Source organism: Arthrobacter sp. MDT2-16 (genome assembly GCF_054510925.1).
Map to the genome: position 1 here is coordinate 69,226 of NZ_JBTNDP010000010.1, position 18,621 is coordinate 87,846.

Below are 18,621 nucleotides of genomic sequence, written 5' to 3' on the forward strand. Positions count from 1 at the left end.
AGGTGTTGAACCTTTTCGTTGGAGCACGGAAAAGGGGCCCGCCGGCGTGCCGGGCGGGCCCCGAGACCGTTAGGGGTTACTTGCCGGTGATGGCGTAGTAGAGCGGAACACCGTTCCAGCCGAACTCGACGTTGTCCACGTTGTTGCTCCAGCCGCCCTGGGCGACCTGGTACCACAGCGGGATGGCCGGGAGGTCCTCCAGGAGGTCCTCCTGGGCCTTGTTCATGGCCTCGTTGCCCTCCTCGACGGAGCTGGCGGCGAGTCCGTCGGTCAGCTGCTGGTCGAACTCGGGGTTGCTGTAGCGGGCGTCGTTGGACCCGGCGCCGGTGGCGTAGATGGGCCCGAGGAAGTTGTACAGAGACGGGTAGTCGGCCTGCCAGCCGGCACGCAGGGCACCGGAGAGGGTCTCCTCCGTGGCTTCCGTGCGGGCTTCCTTGAACGTCGCGTACGGCTTGCCCGAGATCTCGATGCCGAGGTTGTTCTTGATGTTGTTCACCACGGCCTCGACCCACGTCTTGTGGTCGCCCTTATCGGCGTTGTAGCCGATCGTCAGGGGCTGCGAGGCGTCGTAGGGCTCGATCTTCTCGGCCTCGGCCCAGAGCTTCTTGGCCTCGTCCGGGTTGTACTCGAGGTTCTCGCTGCCGGGCAGGTCCTCGCTGTAGCCGTCGAGGACGGGGGCGGTGAAGTCCTTGGCGGGCGTACGGCCGTTGTTGAAGATGACCTCGGTGATCTCGTCACGGTTGATCGCCATCGACAGCGCCTGACGGCGGAGCTTGCCGGCCTCGCCGTCCCAGTTCGGGAGGTAGTAGGGGATGGCGATGGTCTGGTTGCCCGCGTAGGGAGACTCGATGGAGCGCTCGCCGAGGTCGTTCTTGAAGTTCTTGATGTCGCTCGTCGGGATCGTCTTGAGGACGTCCAGGTTGTCCGAGATCAGGTCCTGGTAGGCCGTGGTGTCGTTCTGGTAGATCTTGAACGTCACGCCGGCGTTCTGCGCGGCCTGAGGACCCTCGTACTCGTCGTTCGGAACGAGTTCGATCTGCTGGTTGTGCTGCCAGGCACCCTCGGAGGCGAACTTGTAGGGGCCGTTGCCGATCGGGTTCTCACCGAACGCGGCGGGGTCCTCGAGGGCTGCGGCGGGCAGCGGGAAGAACGCGCTGTAGCCGAGGCGCAGCGGCCAGTCGGATTCCGGCTGGGCCAGCGTGACGGTGAAGGTCGTGTCGTCGACGACGGCCAGACCGCTCATGGTCTCCACGGTGGAGCCCTCGGCGCTGGCCTCGTCGTAGCCTTCGATGCTCTCGAAGAAGTAGCTGGAGAGCTGGGCGTTCTTGGCGGCGGCACCGTAGTTCCACGCGTCCACGAAGGAGCTCGCGGTGACGGGGTCACCGTTGGTGAAGGTCTTGCCTTCCTTGAGCTTGATCGTGTAGGTCTGCGCGTCCTCGGTCTCGATGGACTCGGCCATCTCGTTCTGGGGCTTGCCGTCGGCGTCGTAGCTGACGAGGCCCGCGAAGATGAGGTCGAGGATCGCTCCGCCGCCCACCTCGTTGGTGCTGGTGGGGATCAGCGGGTTCTGGGGCTCGGAGCCGTCGACGACGATGACCGCGTCCGTGGCGCCGGTGGTGCCGCTGGTGGTGCCGGACTCAGAGCTTCCGCCACCGCATGCGCTGAGTGACAGTGCGGCGAGGGCCGCGACGCTGAGCATCTTGGAAGTGCGCGTGAAACGCATTCCGCCTCCTAGGTATTGGGTCGATCCGGCGCTGATGTGGCCGGGAAAGTTGCTCCGCAGATAGCGAGAGCCAACTCACACCGGAAGATCATATGCCCGTTCCGTTGCTTTCCCGAACATGCTGTATACAAAAACGGCCGTCTGCTCGGCGGCACCCAGCATTCCTCCGTCATTTCCGCAGGCCAGCGCGCCACCTGGTGTTACATCACAGTTTGGCCACGGGGCGGGAGGAAGACACCAGAGCACTGTATAGGCGGTGATCGGACCGTTCGAAATCACCCGACGACGGGAGCAGGGCGAAGCATGCAGGAAACGCGCTCCACCTGCCGCTGGACGGCCGCCCCTTCCTCGACGCCGGACCGTCAGTCGGTCGAGGCCATGAGCTTCGCACGCAGTTCACGGCGCTCGCGCTGCAGGGCCGGGTCCGGCAGCGGGACGGCGGCCAGCAGGCGCTGCGTGTACGGATTCCGAGGGCTCCGCAGGATCTGGTCGCGTGTCCCCTGTTCCACGATGCGCCCGCGCTGCATCACGCAGATGTAATCCGCCAGGACATCCACCACCGCGAGGTCGTGCGTGACGAACAGGCAGGCGAAGCCGAGTTCGCGCTGCAGGTTCTGGAAGAGCTCGAGGACTTTGGCCTGCACCGATACGTCCAGGGCGGAGGTCGGCTCGTCCGCGACCATGAGCTTCGGTTTCAGCGACAGGGCCCGCGCGATCCCCACGCGCTGCTTCTGCCCGCCGGAGAGTTCGTGCGGGTACCTGTTGCGGTAGGACCGCGGCAGTTCGACCTGGTCCAGGAGTGTCTCGATGCGCTTCTGCAGCTCTCCGCCCTTGGCCTCGCCCGCGAGGTACATGGGTTCCCCGATGCTCTCACCGATCGGCAGCCGCGGGTTGAGCGACGACGCCGGGTCCTGGAACACCATCCCGACATGGCGCCGCACCTTCACGAGTTCCCTGGACGAGGGCCGGAACCCCGAGACGTCGGTGCCCACCACCTTCAGCGAACCCTGCGCCACCGGCAGCAGCCCGACGGCGGCCCGCCCGATGGTCGTCTTGCCGGAACCGGACTCCCCCACGAGGCCGATGACCTGACCCGGATGGACCGTGAGGTTCACTCCCTCGACGGCGCGGAAGGCGGGCACACGGCCCTGCTTGGGGTACTCGATGGCGACGTCGACGAGCTCGAGGACGGGCTCGTCGGTCCGGGATGCGACGGCCCCGTCCCCGTCGAGCCGGGCGAGGACCATCCGCTCCCGCCGTTCCAGTTCGTCGTGGTCCACCGTCTGCAGCTCGGTGTGGGTGGCCGCCGCCAGTGCCGCGGTGATGTCGACGTCGTCGTGCCCGTCCCCCTGCCCGAGGTGCGGCACGGCTGCCAGGAGCGACCGCGTGTACTCGTGCTGCGGGTTGTTGAAGATCTGCTCCGCCGTGCCGGTCTCGACGATCCGGCCCTTGCGCATCACGGCGATCCGGTCGGCGAGGTCCGCCACCACGCCCATGTCGTGCGTGATGAGCACGATCGCGCTGTTCAGCTGGTTGCGCAGGTTGCGCATCAGGTCGAGGATCTCGGCCTGGACGGTGACGTCGAGCGCGGTGGTCGGTTCATCGGCGATCAGGAGCTTGGGGTCGCACGACAGGGACTGGGCGATCATGGCGCGCTGCCGCTGACCCCCCGACAGCTGGTGCGGGTAGGACCGGAACGCCTTCTCAGGGTCCGGCAGCTCCACCATCTGCAGCAGCCGCAGGGCGCGCTGTCGGGCCTCGTCCGGCGAGATCTCGTTGTGCAGGCGCAGCGTCTCGACGATCTGGAACCCCACGGTGTACACCGGGTTCAGGGCCGTCATGGGCTCCTGGAAGATGACCGCGACGTCGTTACCGCGGACCTGCCGCAGCCGCCCGGCGGGCATCGACAGGACGGACTGCCCGTTGAGCAGCACCTCGCCCGTGACACGGCTGTTGGAGGGCAGCAGTCCGAGCAGCGACATGGAGCTGGCGCTCTTGCCGGAGCCTGATTCACCGACGATCGCCAGAACCTCGCCGGCGGCCACCTGGTAGTTGAGGTCGACGGCGGCGGGCACCCACTTCTTGTCCACGCCGAAGTCGACGCTGAGGTTGCGGACCTCGAGGACGGGTCCCTGGAAGGCGGGACCTCCCGCGCCGGTCTCCCCTGCGCCGCCGATGACCTGGGTACTCATGAGTCCCTCTCCTTCGTGACGGACGCCGCACGCGGTCGCGGACGCCCCGGGCGTCCAGCAGGCTGCGGCTGTGCTGGGACCATTGAGGCATGGAACGATCGGAGGTGGCCGGCGCCACCGTCTTCAGGCCGCGGACGAGCCCCTGGTTCACGGCGGCCGCGGCACTCGTCGCGGCAGGCGGGCTCGTGTCCGTGGTCGTCACGGACGGGGTTCCCGGCCTGCTCCGGGCCTGGCCGCTCATCGGCATCGCCTATGCGGGCTGGTGGCTCTTCTGGTACCCCGCGGTCGAGATCTCCGAGGACGCCGTCACCCTGCGCAACCCCCTGGCGACCGTCCGGGTCCCGTGGAACGCGCTGATCGACGTCGACACGAAGTACGCCCTCCGGCTCGTGACGCCCACAGGCGGCCATACGGCGTGGGCGGCTCCCGCTCCCGGCGTCTGGGGGACCCATGCCGGGAAGCCCGAGCACGTGACCGACCTGCCGTCCACGAGCTACGGTGCCGGGGGTTCCATCCGCCCGGGCGACCTGAAGAACACCGACTCCGGGTACGCGGCCTACCTGGTGCGCTCGCGCTGGCAGGAGCTGGTGGAGGCGGGAGCGGTCGACGTCGATGCACCTGACCGCGTGCACCGCAGGTGGAACCGCGCACCCCTTGCGGTCGCCGTCGTGCTGATCGCCGCGGCCGCCATGTCGCTCGGACCCTTCTCCTAGGGTTCTCATACGGCGGCAGGCTCCCCTGTATCCCTGACCCGGGCGGCGTTGAATTTCTTCTGCCGGGGGTCGAAGGCGTCGCGCAGACCGTCGCCGATGAAGTTGATGCACAGGCAGATCAGCACGATGAACAGGCCGGGGAACCAGAACAGCCACGGACGCGTCTGGAACGCCTCCTGGTTCTGGCTGATGATCAGGCCCAGGGACACGTCGGGGGCCTTGACCCCGAAGCCGATGTAGCTCAGCGCCGTCTCGAGCAGGATGGCCGAGGACATGAGCAGCGTGGTGTTCACGATGATGACGCCCACCGCGTTCGGCAGGATGTGCTTGAAGATGATGCGCGCATTCGACGCACCGGCGATCTTCGCCGCGTCCACGAACTCCCGCTCGCGCAGGGTGAGGAACTCGCCGCGGACGAGACGAGCGAGACCTGTCCAGAGTACGAGCCCGAGGAACAGTCCCAGGAGCCAGATCTGCGCGCCGGGCCCGACGAAGCGGTTGACCGCCTCGCCGAGGGTGGCTGCCGCGAGGACGACGGGGATGATGATGATGATGTCCGTGAAGCGCATCAGCACCGCTTCCGGCCAGCCGCGGAAGTACCCGGAGCAGGCGCCGACCACGACACCCACCAGCCCGGCGAGGGCCCCGATGATGAACATGATGATGATCGAGTTCTGCGTCCCGCGCATGGTCATGGCGAAGTAGTCGCGCCCGATCGAGTCCTGCCCGAAAGGATGATCCCCCCAGCTGAAGGGACCCGCGATCGTGGGCGCTCCGCCCTCGATCAGCGGCAGGAACTCGGTGTGGTTGTACTTCCACCACCCGGGGATCCCGGCGAACCCGACGGACGTGAATGCCAGGAGGAAGACGAGGGCGAACATGATGAGGCTGACGACGGCCGCGGTGTTGTCGAAGAACTTCCGTCGGACGATCTGCCCCTGCGACAGGCCCCTCGGCTCGTGCTCCGGGACGGGATGCGTGGGACCGGCTGTCGCCGTCCCGGTGCCGGGGAGGTCGGCGGGGGTCTGTGTGCTCATGCTTTCACCCTTACGCGGGGATCGAGGAAGGAGTAGACGATGTCCGCCACCAGGTTGAACACCAGTGCGAGCATTCCGGCCACGAGGAAGAACCCCATGATCGGGTCGGGATCGGTGCGCTGCAGTGCCTGGACGAAGAGCTGGCCCATGCCGGCGAAGGCGAACACCTGCTCGGTGATGATGGCGCCGCCGATGAGCGCACCGATGTCGAAGGCGACGAGTGTGGCCAGCGGGATGAGCGCGTTGCGGAAGGCATGCCGCACGACGACGGTCCGTTCGCTGAGGCCCTTGGCACGCGCGGTGCGGATGTAGTCCATGTTCATGATCTCCAGCATGGACGCCCGGGAGTAGCGGCTGTAGCTCGCGAGGGAGGCCAGCAGCAGCGCGAGGGTCGGCAGGAGAAGGTGCGTGAACGTGTCCAGGCCGGTGACCCAGAACGTCCCGTCGAGCCCGGGGGTCTCGGCACCCACGGTGGCGATCGGCCTCCCGCGCACGCGCGGATTGTTGAAGTAGGACGGCCAGGTGACCATGAAACGGTCCACCACGATGAGAAGACCCATCAGCAGACCGGTGAGCGCAGCAGCCCGCATGCTCTGCCCTCGGTCGTAGCCGCCCAGCGCGTAGCCGACGGCGAGGCCCACCACCACCGTCAGGGCCGCGAAGGCGAGGATCATCCAGATCGTCGCGGCGTTCAGGATCGGGTTGACCACGTAGTAGGCCACGAGGCCGAGGGCCACCATGATCAGGGACGAAGAGAGCGCCTTGCGGTTCCGGAGTCCTGCGGTGAGCAGGACGATGCCGAAGGCGATGCCGACGCCGGTGACGAGGATGACGATCGGCCCCAGTCCGGGGTTGGTGAACCAGTCGGCGAGCTCGAGGATGGACAGCAGTGCCGCAGCGACGACAGCTCCGAGGACGAACGCGACGGCCTTGCGCTTCCAGGACCTGCTGGCGAACAGCGCCCAGATGAGTCCGCTGGCGAGGGCCACGACGAGGATGGTCGAGGCGGGGATCTCCGGGTCGGCCAGGAAGTTGTTGAAGCCGATGGCACCGAATTCCTTGAGCAGGACGGCGAGCCAGAAGATCGGCAGGGAGAAGAACAGGAACGACATGAAGGTCACGCCGTAGTCCAGGCCGCTGTACTGGCGGAGGGCGGTGATGATGCCGAGCGAGATCCCGATGATGATGGCGAGCACGGTGGCGGTGGTGACGAGTGTGATGGTGTTGCCCATGGCCCGCAGAAGCGCGGTGGTGACGGCCTCACCCTGGATGCTCGACCCGAGGTCACAGGTGGCGGCGAACGGAATCAGGCACTTCGCAGCACCGGCCAACCACCCGAAGTACCGCAGCGGAGCCGGCGTGTTGAGATCGAGGAGCTCGATGCGCGCCTGGATGAGCTGATCCCGGTTGGGGGCATTGCTGGCCCGCAGTTCCTCGAGCGGATCCCCGGACAGGGCGGTGAGCTGGTAGACGACGAAGGACGCGCCGAGCAGGATGAGAACGGCCGTCACCAGTCGCCGGACGATATAGGTCACCATGTGAATCGGGCCTCGATGCTGTTCGGGGTGAGCGAAGACGCCGGGACGGGTTTCCCGGTCCCGGCGTCTTCGCTCACCGACGAGCGTGCCGGATGCTGGAGCTACTGCGTGATCTGCCAATCCCAGAAGTTCCACCAGACACCTGTCAGGTTCGGCATGTATTCGACGCCGGTGATGGCGTCGCTGTGTGCGTTCATGCCGGGCACCTGGTACAGGGGCAGTCCGTACTTGGAGTCCCAGATCAGCTTGTCGATCTGGATCTGCAGTTCGTCCTGCTTGTCCGGGTCGGTCTCGACGATCAGTTGATCCATGAGCTCGTCGGCCTCCGGACTGGAGAACCCGTTGAAATTGGAGCCGGTGCCGGTTCTGAAGATCTGCGGCACGCCGGACACGCCGACACCCGTGTTGATCCAACCGAAGATCGCGGCGTCGTAGGTTCCGTTGCCGAGCGCAGCGCTCCAGTCGGAGGCACCGAGGCCTCCGTCCACGATCTTGAAGCCGGCCTGCGAGGCGGACTCGGCGATCAGTGTGTAGGAGTTCAGTCGGTTCGGGTTGTCGCGGTTGTACATGATCCGGACCTCCGGGGTGGCACCGGCGAGAAGCTCCTTGGCTCCCTCGATGTCCACCTCCGCGTAGGCGTCCGAGCCGTTGTTGGCAGTGGACTCCTCGTACGGCGCCTGGTCGGCGAGGAAGAGCTGCGAGTCGAGCGGCTCGGCGTCCGGATTGAGCTTCTTGATGATGGAGTCGACCAGCTGCTGCCGGGGGACGGTCTTCATGAAGGCCTCACGGACGGCTTCGTCCTCGAAGACGCCGCTGAAGTTGAGATCGAGGTGGTCGTAGGACAGCTCGTTCCCGCGCACGACGGTGACGCCCTCGAGTGCCTCCAGCTGCTCCGCCGTGTCCGCCGATGCCTGCGGCGCGATGATGTCCACCTCACCGTTCTGCAGGGCCTGGACCTGCGCCGGCGCCTCACCGATGTAGCGGACGGTGATCTCGTCCACCTTCGGCATCGGCCCCCAGTCGTAATCCTCATTCCGTGTCAGGGTCATCGACTGATCCGGCGTCATGGCCGAGGCGATGAACGGCCCGTTGGAGAGGAAGAGCGAGGGATCCGATGGCAGGGACTTGGTGTCGAAGCCCGTGTTCCAGAAGTCGGCGATGGCCTGCACCTCGGGCCGTTCGACGGGGCTGGCGGGGTCGCCCGCCGGTTCCGTGCGGATGAGCTCGATGAGTGCGTCCTCGTCGGCGAGGCCGCCCTTCTCCGCCAGGACGTGGGCCGGGGTGTCGAGGCCCCCCTCGTTCATGACGCCGAAGGCGATCTGGTAGTCCGCGAAGGGCTTGGAGTAATTGAGTGTGATCGAGCGCCCGTCGTCGCCGATCTCCGGGAGTTCGGTCAAAGCGAGTCCGGCCGTGTCACCCGCGTAGTCGAAGTACGTGGCACCCGACACGACCTCACCTGCATCGTCGGTGGTGGCGTCGTTGAAGTAGCCCGATTCGATGGCCCACTGGAGCAGCAGATCGCCACCGTCGACGGGTTCGCCGTCGGACCAGCTCACACCTTCATTGATCGTGTACTTGACGCTGAGCGGGTCCTCGGAGAGAACTTCGATGCTTCCGAAGTCCTCGTTGGCGACGACCTCGAGGTCGTTGTTGATGTAGTTGAAGCCGGAGTGGGTCGCATAGGCGATCACACCGTTGATGTCCACATTGCCCTCGGAGCTGCTCGCGTTGAACGAACTGAAGGCGTTCACTTCGACGACCCGGACGTTCCCGCCGGTCGCCTCGCCCTCGGCGCTCTCCTGAGGGGTCTCGGTTCCCGTATTCGCGGCGCAGGCACTCAATGCAAGTGCAGCTACGGCAGCAACCCCCACCGCTCTGGAAGTACGTACGAAACGCATTCCGCCTCCTTTTCCCTAGCGTGATCGCGGCCTCACGCGGTATTACGGGATAGCCGACACGCGCCCCGAAAAGGTGACGCAACTCACGTGAGCAGAAGCGTAGGGGAAGTTCGTCACCGGCAGGGATCGATCGAGGGCGCCAGGGGCGGTTGTTACCGAGCTGCAACCGAAACAGTCGTGATCGTCTGCATCCCGCCCCGGGCGGCCGCGTTCCTCCGGTGTGCACCGAGGCTGCGGCTCCGGGTACGACGGCGGTGGTGGAGGCTGCTTGATCCGGCGCGTGGCGCGGTGATTTGCTAGAACGACCCCGAAGGGCAGCATGCCCGCCACGGGTGCCGCATGCTGCACGGGCATGCGGGAATCCGACCCGGATGGGTGGTGCGCATGGCCTGGCTCTTCGTCGACAAGCACGCTGCGGTATGGGACGACGACGCCGACGTCCAGGCCGCCATCGGCGCCCTCAAGGTACGCCTCGACCAGCACGCGGAGGTCCATCTGTCGATCCAGAGCAAGGGGCTCAAGGGTCCGGTGTTCGTCATCACGAGGGACACCGTGCTCAGCTCTCCCGAACTGAGCAACCGTTTCAACGCGGACCTGTTCTCGGAGCTCACGACGCCGACGGCGCGGAGGAGCCCGACCATCCACTGGTTCTCCGACGGGCGCGGCTTCGTGTCGGAGACCAACAGCCGCATGTGGTGACGGCGCACCCTCCGATCAGACGTTGAAACGGAACTCCACCACGTTCCGTGGCCGAATCACCGTAGATGGCGACATCCTTCACCCGCTGTCAAGAAACCACGTCCTGCGCGATCGCAGGACGAACCTCGAGACTGTCTCGGTGGATGAACTACAGCTAGCAGGGCTGTTGCTCACCGGTTCATCAAGCGCAGGAACGTCATGACCCACAACATCCAGCGGCCGGGTTGGGGGTGATCCCGAGGCCAACGTGTATCACAGCATTTCGAGGGGTTCTGGGTGTGTCGGCGGCGGGAAAGCGCGATCGAGGCGCTCGAGATTGTCGTCGCTGAGGTGAAGGTCGCGGGCGGCGGCGTTCTCGAGCACATGCTCGGCGGTCGAAGCCTTCGGGATCGCGAGCACGCTGCTGGTGCGCATCGTCCACGCCAGTGCGACCTGCGCGGGCGTCGCGCCAAGCTCCCGTGCGATCTGCGTCAGATCCGGGTTGCCGAGCAGTCGTCCCTGCTCCACGGGCGAATAGGCCATCACGGGCATCTTCGTCGAAGCGGACCATGGCATCAGGTCGAACTCAGGACCGCGGCGGGTCAGGTTGTACAGCACCTGATCGGTCTGGCATCCCTCCGGCAGACTCCGGAGCTCGTCAGTGTCGAGGTTACTCACACCCCACGCACGGATCGAGCCCTCTTCGATGAGGGACTCGAACGCTGCGACGGTCTCCTCGAATGGGAATCTCCCCCGCCAATGCAGGAGGTACAGGTCCAGGCAGTCCGTGCCCAGACGGTCCAGGCTTGCATGACAGGCCTCGATCGTCCCTGATGCGGAGGCGTTCGAGGGTAGGACCTTGCTCACCAGGAAAACCTCATCGCGCCTACCCCTGATGGCTTCTTCGACAAGGTCCTCACTGCGCCCATTACCGTACATTTCGGCGGTATCGATCACGGTCAGACCCAGATCAATACCTGTGCGCAGCGCCCGGATCTCAGCGTTCCGGCTGGCAGGAGAGTCACCGAGGTTCCACGTTCCCTGCCCCAGCGCAGGAACCACAGTGCCGTCCGGGAAAGTAATCACTCGCCAACGCTACAACCAGGGCCATCAACTAGCGAGGTGTGATGGATACCGAACCATGGGCCAGGTCAGAGTGCCACCAATCGGTGCAGCAGACCCAGCTGGCTATGACGGCGCTTACGGTTGTGCCAGATCTCGAGGTAGTCGAACAGCGCAATTGCCAGTTCGACCCGGGTGTTCGGCTTCTATCGGCCCAGGAGCACGTCGAGTATTATGTCGGCGCCCTATCAAGCCGGCTACGCCAGCAATTCCTCAGAGCCGGAATTACACTGATGTTCCAGTCATTCGGACAACGCACGTAGGTATATCGAGCTAAACGTTGAATCGGAATTCAACGACGTCGCCGTCGGCCATGACGTACTCCTTGCCCTCGATGCGGACCTTGCCGCGGGACTTCGCCTCGCTCATGGAGCCGGCACCGATCAGGTCCTCGAAATGAACCACCTCGGCCTTGATGAAGCCGCGCTGGAAGTCGGAGTGGATGACGCCGGCGGCTTCGGGCGCCGTCGCGCCCTTCCTGATCGTCCAGGCACGGCTCTCCTTGGGACCCGCCGTGAGGTACGTCTGCAGGCCGAGGGTGTGGAAACCCACGCGCGCGAGCTGGTCGAGGCCCGACTCCTCCTGCCCGTTCATCTCGAGCATCTCGCGGGCCTCTGCCTCGTCGAGTTCCACGAGGTCCGCCTCGAGCTTGGCGTCGAGGAAGATGGCGTCGGCAGGGGCCACGAGCTGCCGCAGCTCCTCCTGGCGCTCGGGGCTGCCGAGGACGGCGTCGTCGACGTTGAAGACGTAGATGAACGGCTTGGCCGTGAGCAGGCTGAGCTCGCGGAGGTGTTCCATCTCGAGCTTGTCGCTCGCGACGGACGAGAAGATGGTGTCGCCGCGCTCGAGGACGGACTGCGCGGCCTGCATGGCGCTGAGCTGCGCGGCCTCACGCTTCTTGATCTTCACTTCCTTCTCGACGCGCGGGATGGCCTTCTCGAGCGTCTGCAGGTCGGCGAGGATCAGTTCCGTGTTGATGGTCTCCATGTCCGAGCGCGGGTCCACCTTGCCGTCCACGTGGATGACGTCGGGGTCGTCGAAGACGCGGATGACCTGGGCGATCGCCTCGGCCTCACGGATGTTGGCGAGGAACTGGTTGCCGAGGCCCTCACCCTCCGAGGCACCCTTCACGATGCCCGCGATGTCCACGAAGGAGACTGTCGCCGGCAGGATCTGCTTCGACCCGAAGACCTCGGCGAGCTGCGCCAGGCGCGGATCGGGGAGGTTGACGACGCCGACGTTCGGCTCGATGGTCGCGAACGGGTAGTTCGCCGCCAGGACGTTGTTGCGCGTCAGCGCGTTGAAGAGTGTTGATTTGCCGACGTTGGGCAGTCCGACGATGCCGATAGTAAGAGCCACGGGAGACAAGTCTACCGGGCGCCGACGCGCCGCCCGGCGGCGGGGACGTGCGTGAATGTCGGCGGTTCCTGCGACAGTGTGGGCATGAGCACCACAGCCGTCCTCCTCGTCCTGCTCGCCTTCGTCCTGGGCTGCGCCGTCGGCGCGTTCCTGGTGTACCGCAGCCTGCGGCTACGAGCGGAGGAGCTGCGTATGGAGCTCGACGACGCGACCGCGCGTCTCGGGAGGACGACGACGGACCTCGCGGCCGCCGCGGCCCAGCGCGACCTCCTGCAGCAGCACAACCGCGAGCTGACGGGCAGGACGTCCATCGACAACGACGTCCTGCGGGCCCTCGCCCCGGTGGCGGAGAAGCTGACGCAGGTGCAGCGGCAGGTCGGGCTGCTCGAGCGGGACCGCGTGGAGCAGTACGGGCAGCTCGCACGGCAGCTCGAGGAGTCGCGAGAGGCGGATGCCCTGCTGCTCTCGACCACCTCCTCCCTCGCGGGGGCGCTGCGCAGCAACAGCGCGCGCGGCCAGTGGGGCGAGGTGCAGCTGCGGCGCGTCGTGGAGGCGGCCGGCATGCTCTCGCGCGTCGACTTCCTCGAGCAGGTGTCCTTCGCCGCAGGGGACGAGGGCGAGCGCTCGCGGCCGGACATGGTCGTCCAGCTGCCCGGCGACAAGCAGCTCGTGATCGACGCCAAGGTCCCCCTCAGCGCCTTCCTCGCGGCCCAGGAGCTGTCGGGGGCATCGGACGAGCGGGGCGATGTCGACGCCCGTCGCAGCGATCTGCTGAAACAGCATTCGAAGGCGCTGCGGGCACACGTCGACGCCCTGGCCCGGAAGAAGTACTGGGAAGGCGCCGCGAACTCACCCGAACTCGTCATCTGCTTCATCCCGGTCGAGTCCGTGCTCTCCGAGGCGCTGCGGGCGGACCCCGAACTGCTCGACTACGCGTTCTCGCGCAGTGTGGCCCTCGCGTCCCCGGTCTCGCTCCTGGGCATCCTCAAGGGCGCCGCGTTCAGCTGGCGGCAGGCCGTCCTCACCGACAACGCCCGCGAGCTGTTCGACCTGTCCAAGCAGCTGTACGAACGCCTCGGCACCATGGGTGGCCACGTCACGCGTCTCGGGACGTCCCTGAAGACGTCGGTGGAGCGCTACAACTCCTTCGTCGGCGCCCTCGAATCGAGGGTGCTGCCGACGGCCCGCCGCATCGGCGCTTTCGACTCCGCGTCCCTCGATGCCGTCGAGGCGGCCGTGGAAGGGGCCGGCGGTGACACCGCTGCGGACGGCGGATCGGGCGCCGACGTCAGTCTGCTCGGTGCCGCCCGCGCCCAGCGTGCCGGAGCGATGACGGGACCTGCCCAGGCCGCGGCGGCGATCGACGCCACACCACGCTCCCTGACGGCCCACGAGCTCATCGAGGAGACGGCCGGCTGACGCGACGCACGACCGCCCGTCCCGGGCGGCGACAGCAGCCTGCCCTCCTGTACGACGACGGCGGCCCCTCGGTAGGAGGGCCGCCGTCGTCGTTCCGTTCTCGGTGCGTCGCCGCACTCCCGCCGTCAGTTGAGGTTCGAGCGGTCCTGCAGCTGGCCCCGGCCGCCGCGCCCCTGGGAGGGATCGCCCATGGCCTTCAGCGCCGCACGGATCTCCTTGGGCAGGGAGAAGATGATGTCCTCCTGGGCCGTCACGACCTCCTCGACGTCACCGTAGCCGTACTCGGCGAGGAGCCGCAGGACGTCCTGGACGAGGTTCTCGGGCACCGATGCACCCGAGGAGATGCCGACGGTGGCGACGCCCTCGAACCAGGACTCGTCCACCTCGTTCGCGAAGTCCACCCGGTACGACGCCTTCGCCCCGTACTCCAGCGCCACCTCGACCAGGCGGACCGAGTTCGAGGAATTGGCCGAGCCGACCACGATGACGAGATCGGTCTGCGGTGCGATCTTCTTGATCGCGGCCTGGCGGTTCGAGGTGGCGTAGCAGATGTCGTCGCTGGGCGGATCCTGGAGCGTCGGGAAGCGCTCCTTGAGCAGATTCACGGTCAGCATGGTCTCGTCGACGCTGAGCGTGGTCTGGGAGAGCCAGATGAGCCGCTCCGGGTCGCGTACCTGGACCTTGTCGACGTCCTCCGGCCCGTTGACGATCTGGATGTGGTCGGGGGCCTCGCCGGCGGTGCCCTCCACTTCCTCGTGGCCCTCGTGGCCGATCAGGAGGATGTCGAAGTCGTCGCGGGCGAAGCGCTGGGCCTCACGGTGCACCTTGGTCACCAGCGGGCAGGTGGCGTCGATCGTGCGCAGGCCGCGGTCCTTGGCGGACTGGACGACGGCGGGTGACACACCGTGGGCGGAGAACACCACGAGTGCACCCTCGGGGACCTCGTCGGTCTCGTCGACGAAGACGGCGCCCTTCGCCTCGAGCGTGGAGACGACGTGCAGGTTGTGCACGATCTGCTTCCGGACGTACACCGGCGGTCCGTAGTGCTCCAGCGCCTTCTCGACGGCGATGACGGCACGGTCCACGCCGGCACAGTACCCGCGGGGGGCGGCGAGCAGTACCTTCTTCTCCCCCGCTACCGGCGCGGCGGCGAGCACGTCCTCCGGGGAGCGACGCCTGCGCGGGATGGTGGGCATGGGGACCTGAACGGTGGTACTGGTCATTCCCCGATTCTACCGGGTCGGCTGTCCGCGGCCCGCTGATCCGTCCGTACTCCGCTGTGAGCTAAGCCCTACGGCGCCGACCGGATGCGAGCCGCCCGACGACGCCGAGAACGAGCCCGATGATTCCCGCGACGATCACGGGCGTGCTCGAGACCGCGATGTCCGCCCCGGCCCTATCCGCGAGGCCCCCGATGAACACGTCCGCGATGGCGCTCGTCCCGGGGACGGTGGCGGCAGCTGCAGGAACCCACGCCGCCGCGAGCAGCCCGAGCATGCCGATTCCGATGATCCCGAGCCCCAGCAGCGCGAGGGTGGTACCGCGCCGCCGCGCAACCAGCAGAGCGAGCACCCCGAGCACTGCGGCGCCCGCGAGGTACAGCCGCCAGGGCTCCACAGCCTGGGCGATGCCGCTCAGCAGGCCGCCGCGCTCGAGGGATCCCACCTCGATCGTGGTGTCCTGCGGGAGGGGCACGTCCACGCCCACGCTGCCGCCCACGCTCTCCGCGACGAGACCGAGCACCGGTCCGAGGTCGAGGGTCAGGATCGCCGGCGCCGCTTCCAAGGGTCCGGGCGCCTGCGCGAACGTGACGGCATGGGACAGCCGTAGTGTCTCCGTCCACGCTCCCGGGTAGCGGGAGGAACCGGTGACAGCGCCGGCGGCGTCCCGGATGAGCGGTTCCACGAAGGACTGCACCTGTTCCGGCAGCCCGGTGTTGGCCGTGACCTCCTGCACGAGCGACTCCGAGAGCGCCGTCTGGAAGACGGCGTCCTCCGCGAGGGGAGCCGCGAGCGCGATGAACCCGGATTCCTCCACGAGGTTCTCGTGGAGCCAGGCCGATGACAGACCTCCGGCGGCGGCAACGAGCGCGAGAAGGCCCAGGAGGGCAGAGAGGAGGGTCCGCATGGAATCCTTAGATGGAGGTCGAAGGCACGATTATGCCGGTTCCCTGATCCGGGGGCACGGCCGTCCCCGGCCCCGGTCCCTCCCGGCACTGCACATGGCCGCCCCGGGCGATGGGCTGTGGGTCGGGGATGGTAGAGATGAACAGTGCACTTTCGAGCAGCGGAAGCGGGATCATGGGCCTCCCCGCGGACAGGACGGTCATGACGAGCGAGGGAATGCGCGCGCCGTCCGCGGGCGCCGATGAGGCGCCGCGCTCGTCCACGATCCCCGCGACGGCGGCCGAGACCTCGCCCGATGCGCCGTGGCCGCTGCACCTGCTCTCCGAGAAGCTGAAGGCGCACATCGAACGCGCCCCGGCGGCGTGGGTCGAGGGACAGGTCATCGAGCTGAACCGCCGCGCGAGCATGTGCTACATCACGCTGCGCGACGTCGACTCGGAGGTGTCCCTCTCCCTGTCCGTGTTCGGCTCGGTGATGGACCGGGTGTCCTCTCCCCTGGAGCGGGGATCGCGGGTTGTCGCCCGCCTCAAGCCCGACTTCTGGGTCAAGACCGGGCGGCTCTCGATGCAGACCATCGACATCCGGCCCGTGGGTATCGGCGACCTCCTCGCGCGCATCGAACGCCTGCGGCAGGCGCTGGCCGCCGAGGGGCTCTTCGCGGTGGGGCGCAAGAAGCCGCTGCCCCTCCTGCCCCACCGGATCGGGCTCATCACGGGTCGCGACTCGGACGCGATGAAGGACGTCATGCGCAACGCCGCGCTGCGGTGGCCCGCCGTCGAGTTCGAGGTGCGCGAGGTCGCGGTCCAGGGCGTGAGCAGCGTGGCCCAGGTGTCCGCGGCGCTCGCTGAGCTGGACGCCCACCCGCAGGTCGACGTCATCATCATCGCCCGCGGCGGAGGCGCCCTCGAGGATCTCCTGCCGTTCAGCGATGAATCGCTCGTCCGGGCCGTCTCGATGGCCAGGACCCCCGTGGTCAGCGCGATCGGCCACGAGGCCGACCGACCCCTGCTCGACGAGGTGGCCGATCTGCGTGCCTCGACGCCCACCGACGCGGCCAAGCGCGTGGTTCCCGATGTCACCGAGGAGCTCGGCAGGATCCGGCAGGCCCGGGCGGCACTCGAACGCTCCATCCGGCTGCTCGTGCATCGCGAGAGCGAGAGCCTGGCGAACCTGCGGTCCCGGCCGTCCCTGGCGAAGCCGGAAGGGATGGTCGACGTGCGTGAGGCCGACGTCGAGCGCCTCCGATCCCGGGCGCTGCGGAGCACCTCCGCCGCCGTCGAGCGGGATGCCGACGCGATCCACCACCTGCGCGAACGCGTGCGGTCCCTCTCCCCCCAGAAGACCCTCGACCGCGGGTACGCCGTCGTGCAGACCGCCGACGGACACGTGGTCCGGGAGCCCGACGACGTCGGGACCGGGGACGTCCTGCGAATCCGCGTCGCTGGTGGACAGTTCGGGGCCGTCGCCCGGACAGAACAGGGCCCGGAAGCGGGCCGTCAAGAGAGGAAGCCGGCATGACCGAGAACAACACCCAGGCACCACAGCGCCCCGATGTCGACACGCTGTCCTACGAGCAGGCCCGGGAGGAACTCGTCGCCGTCGTGTCCCGACTCGAGGCCGGAGGCGTAAGCCTCGAGGACTCCCTCGCGCTGTGGGAGCGCGGCGAGGCCCTGGCGGACCGCTGTGAGGCATGGCTCGAGGGCGCGAAGGTGAGACTCGCGGCGGCACGGGACAAGGCCGAGGACCAGTAATCCGCGTGCGGTCGAGTGGATGCGCCGGCAGGACGGCGACGGCGTACGACCTCGTCGCAGCCACCTATGCCGCCGCCCTGCCGGACGACGGGTTCGAGGCGCCCCTCGATCGGGCGATGATCGCCGATTTCGCCGGCCGCGTCGCGCGGACCACGGGATGCCGCGTGATCGACGCGGGCAGTGGTGCCGGCCGCATGGCGCCGGTCCTGGTCAGGCACGGGCTGCAGTACACCGGAGTGGATCTGTCCCAGGGAATGGTGGACACATCCCGCGTCGATCATCCCGACCAGGACTTCCTCCAGGGCTCCGTCACGGCGCTACCCGCGCCTGATGGCTCGGCGGACGGCGTCCTGTCCTGGTACTCGGTCATCCACACCGATCCCGAGGAATTGCCCGTGGTGCTCGCGGAGTTCGCGCGGGTGCTGCGACCCGACGGCCTCCTGCTTCTGGGCTTCCAGGCCGGCCGCGGACGACGCGAGATCCACCGGGCGTACGGGCACGACGTCGCTCTCACCGCGTTCCTCCATGAACCGGGTGCGGTGCAACGGCAGCTTGCCGACGCGGGATTCACCACGGAGGCGACGCTCGTCCGCCGGCCGCGGACCTCGGAGAAGGACGATCAGGCGATCATCCTCGCCACCCTGCCGGCAGAGGGATCCGGTCGGCGGTAGTCGCGGAGGCGCCTACGTCACCTCCGGTCGGGCAGCTCCTGCAGGGCCCATGCGTTCCCGTCCGGGTCGGCGAAGTACACGAACTTCCCCCAGGGCTGCTCGTCGACGTCCGACGCCGCCACTCCGCGCTCCATCAGCTCTGTCTGCGCTTTCACCGCATCCGCCACGACCACCTGGATGCCGCGCAGCGATCCCGGGACCATGTCGCTGATGCCCTCGCCGAAGGCGATGGAACAGGCGGAGCCCGGCGGCGTGAACTGCACGAACCGCACGCCCTCGCTCACCCGGTGGTCATGGTCGAGCACGAAGCCCGCCTGGTCCCGGTAGAACGCGATGGAACGGTCCACGTCGCTGACGGGCACGCCGATGAGTTCGATCCTGTAGTCCATGATGA

The 18,621-nt window shown here is 67.5% G+C and carries 16 protein-coding genes; 6 read left to right on the forward strand and 10 right to left on the reverse strand.

Features of this window, described 5'->3' with window-relative positions; translation table 11 throughout:
- Positions 1–76: 76 nt before the first annotated feature.
- Positions 77–1,723, reverse strand: a complete 1,647-nt coding sequence (locus tag ACX80N_RS15795; protein WP_459340136.1) for a peptide ABC transporter substrate-binding protein — start codon at positions 1,721–1,723, stop codon at positions 77–79.
- A gap of 362 nt (positions 1,724–2,085) precedes the next feature.
- Positions 2,086–3,915, reverse strand: a complete 1,830-nt coding sequence (locus tag ACX80N_RS15800) for an ABC transporter ATP-binding protein (protein WP_459340137.1) — start codon at positions 3,913–3,915, stop codon at positions 2,086–2,088.
- An 89-nt stretch (positions 3,916–4,004) separates the two neighbouring features.
- On the opposite strand from ACX80N_RS15800, the gene ACX80N_RS15805 reads away from it, so the two are divergent.
- A complete protein-coding gene (locus ACX80N_RS15805) occupies positions 4,005–4,628 on the forward strand; it encodes a PH domain-containing protein (protein ID WP_459340138.1) in 624 nt (207 codons plus the stop codon).
- 5 nt (positions 4,629–4,633) lie between these two features.
- Here the strand turns inward: ACX80N_RS15805 and ACX80N_RS15810 are convergent, their stop codons facing one another.
- From ACX80N_RS15810 to ACX80N_RS15820, 3 genes are all read right to left on the reverse strand, one after another.
- Positions 4,634–5,665, reverse strand: a complete 1,032-nt coding sequence (locus ACX80N_RS15810) for an ABC transporter permease (RefSeq protein ID WP_459340139.1) — start codon at positions 5,663–5,665, stop codon at positions 4,634–4,636.
- Positions 5,662–7,203 (reverse strand): ABC transporter permease, encoded by a 1,542-nt coding sequence (locus ACX80N_RS15815; protein WP_459340140.1) that lies wholly within the window; start codon positions 7,201–7,203, stop codon positions 5,662–5,664. Before ACX80N_RS15815 ends, ACX80N_RS15810 begins: the two co-directional genes overlap by 4 nt.
- Positions 7,204–7,304: 101 nt before the next feature.
- The gene (locus ACX80N_RS15820) at positions 7,305–9,101 is read right to left on the reverse strand and encodes an ABC transporter family substrate-binding protein (protein ID WP_459340141.1); all 1,797 of its coding nucleotides are present in this window, start codon (positions 9,099–9,101) and stop codon (positions 7,305–7,307) included.
- 384 nt (positions 9,102–9,485) lie between these two features.
- Here ACX80N_RS15820 and ACX80N_RS15825 point away from each other — a divergent pair, with 384 nt between their 5' ends.
- On the forward strand, positions 9,486–9,800 hold the full coding sequence (locus ACX80N_RS15825; protein WP_105032786.1) for a hypothetical protein: 315 nt from the start codon (positions 9,486–9,488) through the stop codon (positions 9,798–9,800).
- 252 nt (positions 9,801–10,052) lie between these two features.
- Here the strand turns inward: ACX80N_RS15825 and ACX80N_RS15830 are convergent, their stop codons facing one another.
- Both ACX80N_RS15830 and ychF read right to left on the reverse strand, forming a co-directional pair.
- Positions 10,053–10,865, reverse strand: a complete 813-nt coding sequence (locus ACX80N_RS15830; RefSeq protein WP_459340142.1) for an aldo/keto reductase — start codon at positions 10,863–10,865, stop codon at positions 10,053–10,055.
- Positions 10,866–11,174: 309 nt separating this feature from the next.
- Positions 11,175–12,260 carry a redox-regulated ATPase YchF gene (gene ychF / locus ACX80N_RS15835; protein ID WP_459340143.1) on the reverse strand — a complete coding sequence of 362 codons (1,086 nt, stop codon included), beginning with the start codon at positions 12,258–12,260 and terminating at the stop codon, positions 11,175–11,177.
- An 84-nt stretch (positions 12,261–12,344) separates the two neighbouring features.
- On the opposite strand from ychF, the gene ACX80N_RS15840 reads away from it, so the two are divergent.
- Positions 12,345–13,679: a DNA recombination protein RmuC gene (locus ACX80N_RS15840; RefSeq protein ID WP_459340144.1), complete on the forward strand. Its 1,335-nt coding sequence runs from the start codon at positions 12,345–12,347 to the stop codon at positions 13,677–13,679.
- Between the two features lie 125 nt (positions 13,680–13,804).
- Here the strand turns inward: ACX80N_RS15840 and ACX80N_RS15845 are convergent, their stop codons facing one another.
- The gene (locus ACX80N_RS15845) at positions 13,805–14,902 is read right to left on the reverse strand and encodes a 4-hydroxy-3-methylbut-2-enyl diphosphate reductase (protein ID WP_459340145.1); all 1,098 of its coding nucleotides are present in this window, start codon (positions 14,900–14,902) and stop codon (positions 13,805–13,807) included.
- A gap of 61 nt (positions 14,903–14,963) precedes the next feature.
- The gene (locus tag ACX80N_RS15850) at positions 14,964–15,806 is read right to left on the reverse strand and encodes a hypothetical protein (RefSeq protein ID WP_459340146.1); all 843 of its coding nucleotides are present in this window, start codon (positions 15,804–15,806) and stop codon (positions 14,964–14,966) included.
- Between the two features lie 215 nt (positions 15,807–16,021).
- Here ACX80N_RS15850 and xseA point away from each other — a divergent pair, with 215 nt between their 5' ends.
- Genes xseA through ACX80N_RS15865 form a run of 3 tightly spaced genes read left to right on the forward strand, consistent with a single transcriptional unit; the run spans position 16,022 to position 18,227 of the window.
- The gene (gene xseA / locus ACX80N_RS15855; RefSeq protein WP_459340159.1) at positions 16,022–17,323 is read left to right on the forward strand and encodes an exodeoxyribonuclease VII large subunit; all 1,302 of its coding nucleotides are present in this window, start codon (positions 16,022–16,024) and stop codon (positions 17,321–17,323) included.
- The gene (locus ACX80N_RS15860) at positions 17,320–17,556 is read left to right on the forward strand and encodes an exodeoxyribonuclease VII small subunit (protein WP_459340147.1); all 237 of its coding nucleotides are present in this window, start codon (positions 17,320–17,322) and stop codon (positions 17,554–17,556) included. The genes xseA and ACX80N_RS15860 overlap by 4 nt, the downstream gene beginning before the upstream one ends.
- A gap of 5 nt (positions 17,557–17,561) precedes the next feature.
- Positions 17,562–18,227: a class I SAM-dependent DNA methyltransferase gene (locus tag ACX80N_RS15865; protein ID WP_459340148.1), complete on the forward strand. Its 666-nt coding sequence runs from the start codon at positions 17,562–17,564 to the stop codon at positions 18,225–18,227.
- A 17-nt stretch (positions 18,228–18,244) separates the two neighbouring features.
- Here ACX80N_RS15865 and ACX80N_RS15870 read toward each other — a convergent pair whose 3' ends face one another.
- On the reverse strand, positions 18,245–18,616 hold the full coding sequence (locus tag ACX80N_RS15870) for a VOC family protein (RefSeq protein ID WP_459340149.1): 372 nt from the start codon (positions 18,614–18,616) through the stop codon (positions 18,245–18,247).
- Between the last annotated feature and the right edge of the window lie 5 nt (positions 18,617–18,621).

Excerpts from the sequence above, each read along its gene's own strand:
- ACX80N_RS15820 (WP_459340141.1), bottom strand. The coding sequence starts at position 9,101 with ATGCGTTTCGTACGTACTTCCAGAGCGGTGGGGGTTGCTGCCGTAGCT.
- xseA (WP_459340159.1), top strand. The coding sequence starts at position 16,022 with ATGCGCGCGCCGTCCGCGGGCGCCGATGAGGCGCCGCGCTCGTCCACG.
- ACX80N_RS15840 (WP_459340144.1), top strand. The coding sequence starts at position 12,345 with ATGAGCACCACAGCCGTCCTCCTCGTCCTGCTCGCCTTCGTCCTGGGC.
- ACX80N_RS15845 (WP_459340145.1), bottom strand. The coding sequence starts at position 14,902 with ATGACCAGTACCACCGTTCAGGTCCCCATGCCCACCATCCCGCGCAGG.
- ACX80N_RS15795 (WP_459340136.1), bottom strand. The coding sequence starts at position 1,723 with ATGCGTTTCACGCGCACTTCCAAGATGCTCAGCGTCGCGGCCCTCGCC.
- ACX80N_RS15870 (WP_459340149.1), bottom strand. The coding sequence starts at position 18,616 with ATGGACTACAGGATCGAACTCATCGGCGTGCCCGTCAGCGACGTGGAC.
- ACX80N_RS15800 (WP_459340137.1), bottom strand. The coding sequence starts at position 3,915 with ATGAGTACCCAGGTCATCGGCGGCGCAGGGGAGACCGGCGCGGGAGGT.
- ACX80N_RS15850 (WP_459340146.1), bottom strand. The coding sequence starts at position 15,806 with ATGCGGACCCTCCTCTCTGCCCTCCTGGGCCTTCTCGCGCTCGTTGCC.
- ACX80N_RS15805 (WP_459340138.1), top strand. The coding sequence starts at position 4,005 with ATGGAACGATCGGAGGTGGCCGGCGCCACCGTCTTCAGGCCGCGGACG.
- ACX80N_RS15815 (WP_459340140.1), bottom strand. The coding sequence starts at position 7,203 with ATGGTGACCTATATCGTCCGGCGACTGGTGACGGCCGTTCTCATCCTG.
- ACX80N_RS15825 (WP_105032786.1), top strand. The coding sequence starts at position 9,486 with ATGGCCTGGCTCTTCGTCGACAAGCACGCTGCGGTATGGGACGACGAC.
- ACX80N_RS15860 (WP_459340147.1), top strand. The coding sequence starts at position 17,320 with ATGACCGAGAACAACACCCAGGCACCACAGCGCCCCGATGTCGACACG.
- ACX80N_RS15810 (WP_459340139.1), bottom strand. The coding sequence starts at position 5,665 with ATGAGCACACAGACCCCCGCCGACCTCCCCGGCACCGGGACGGCGACA.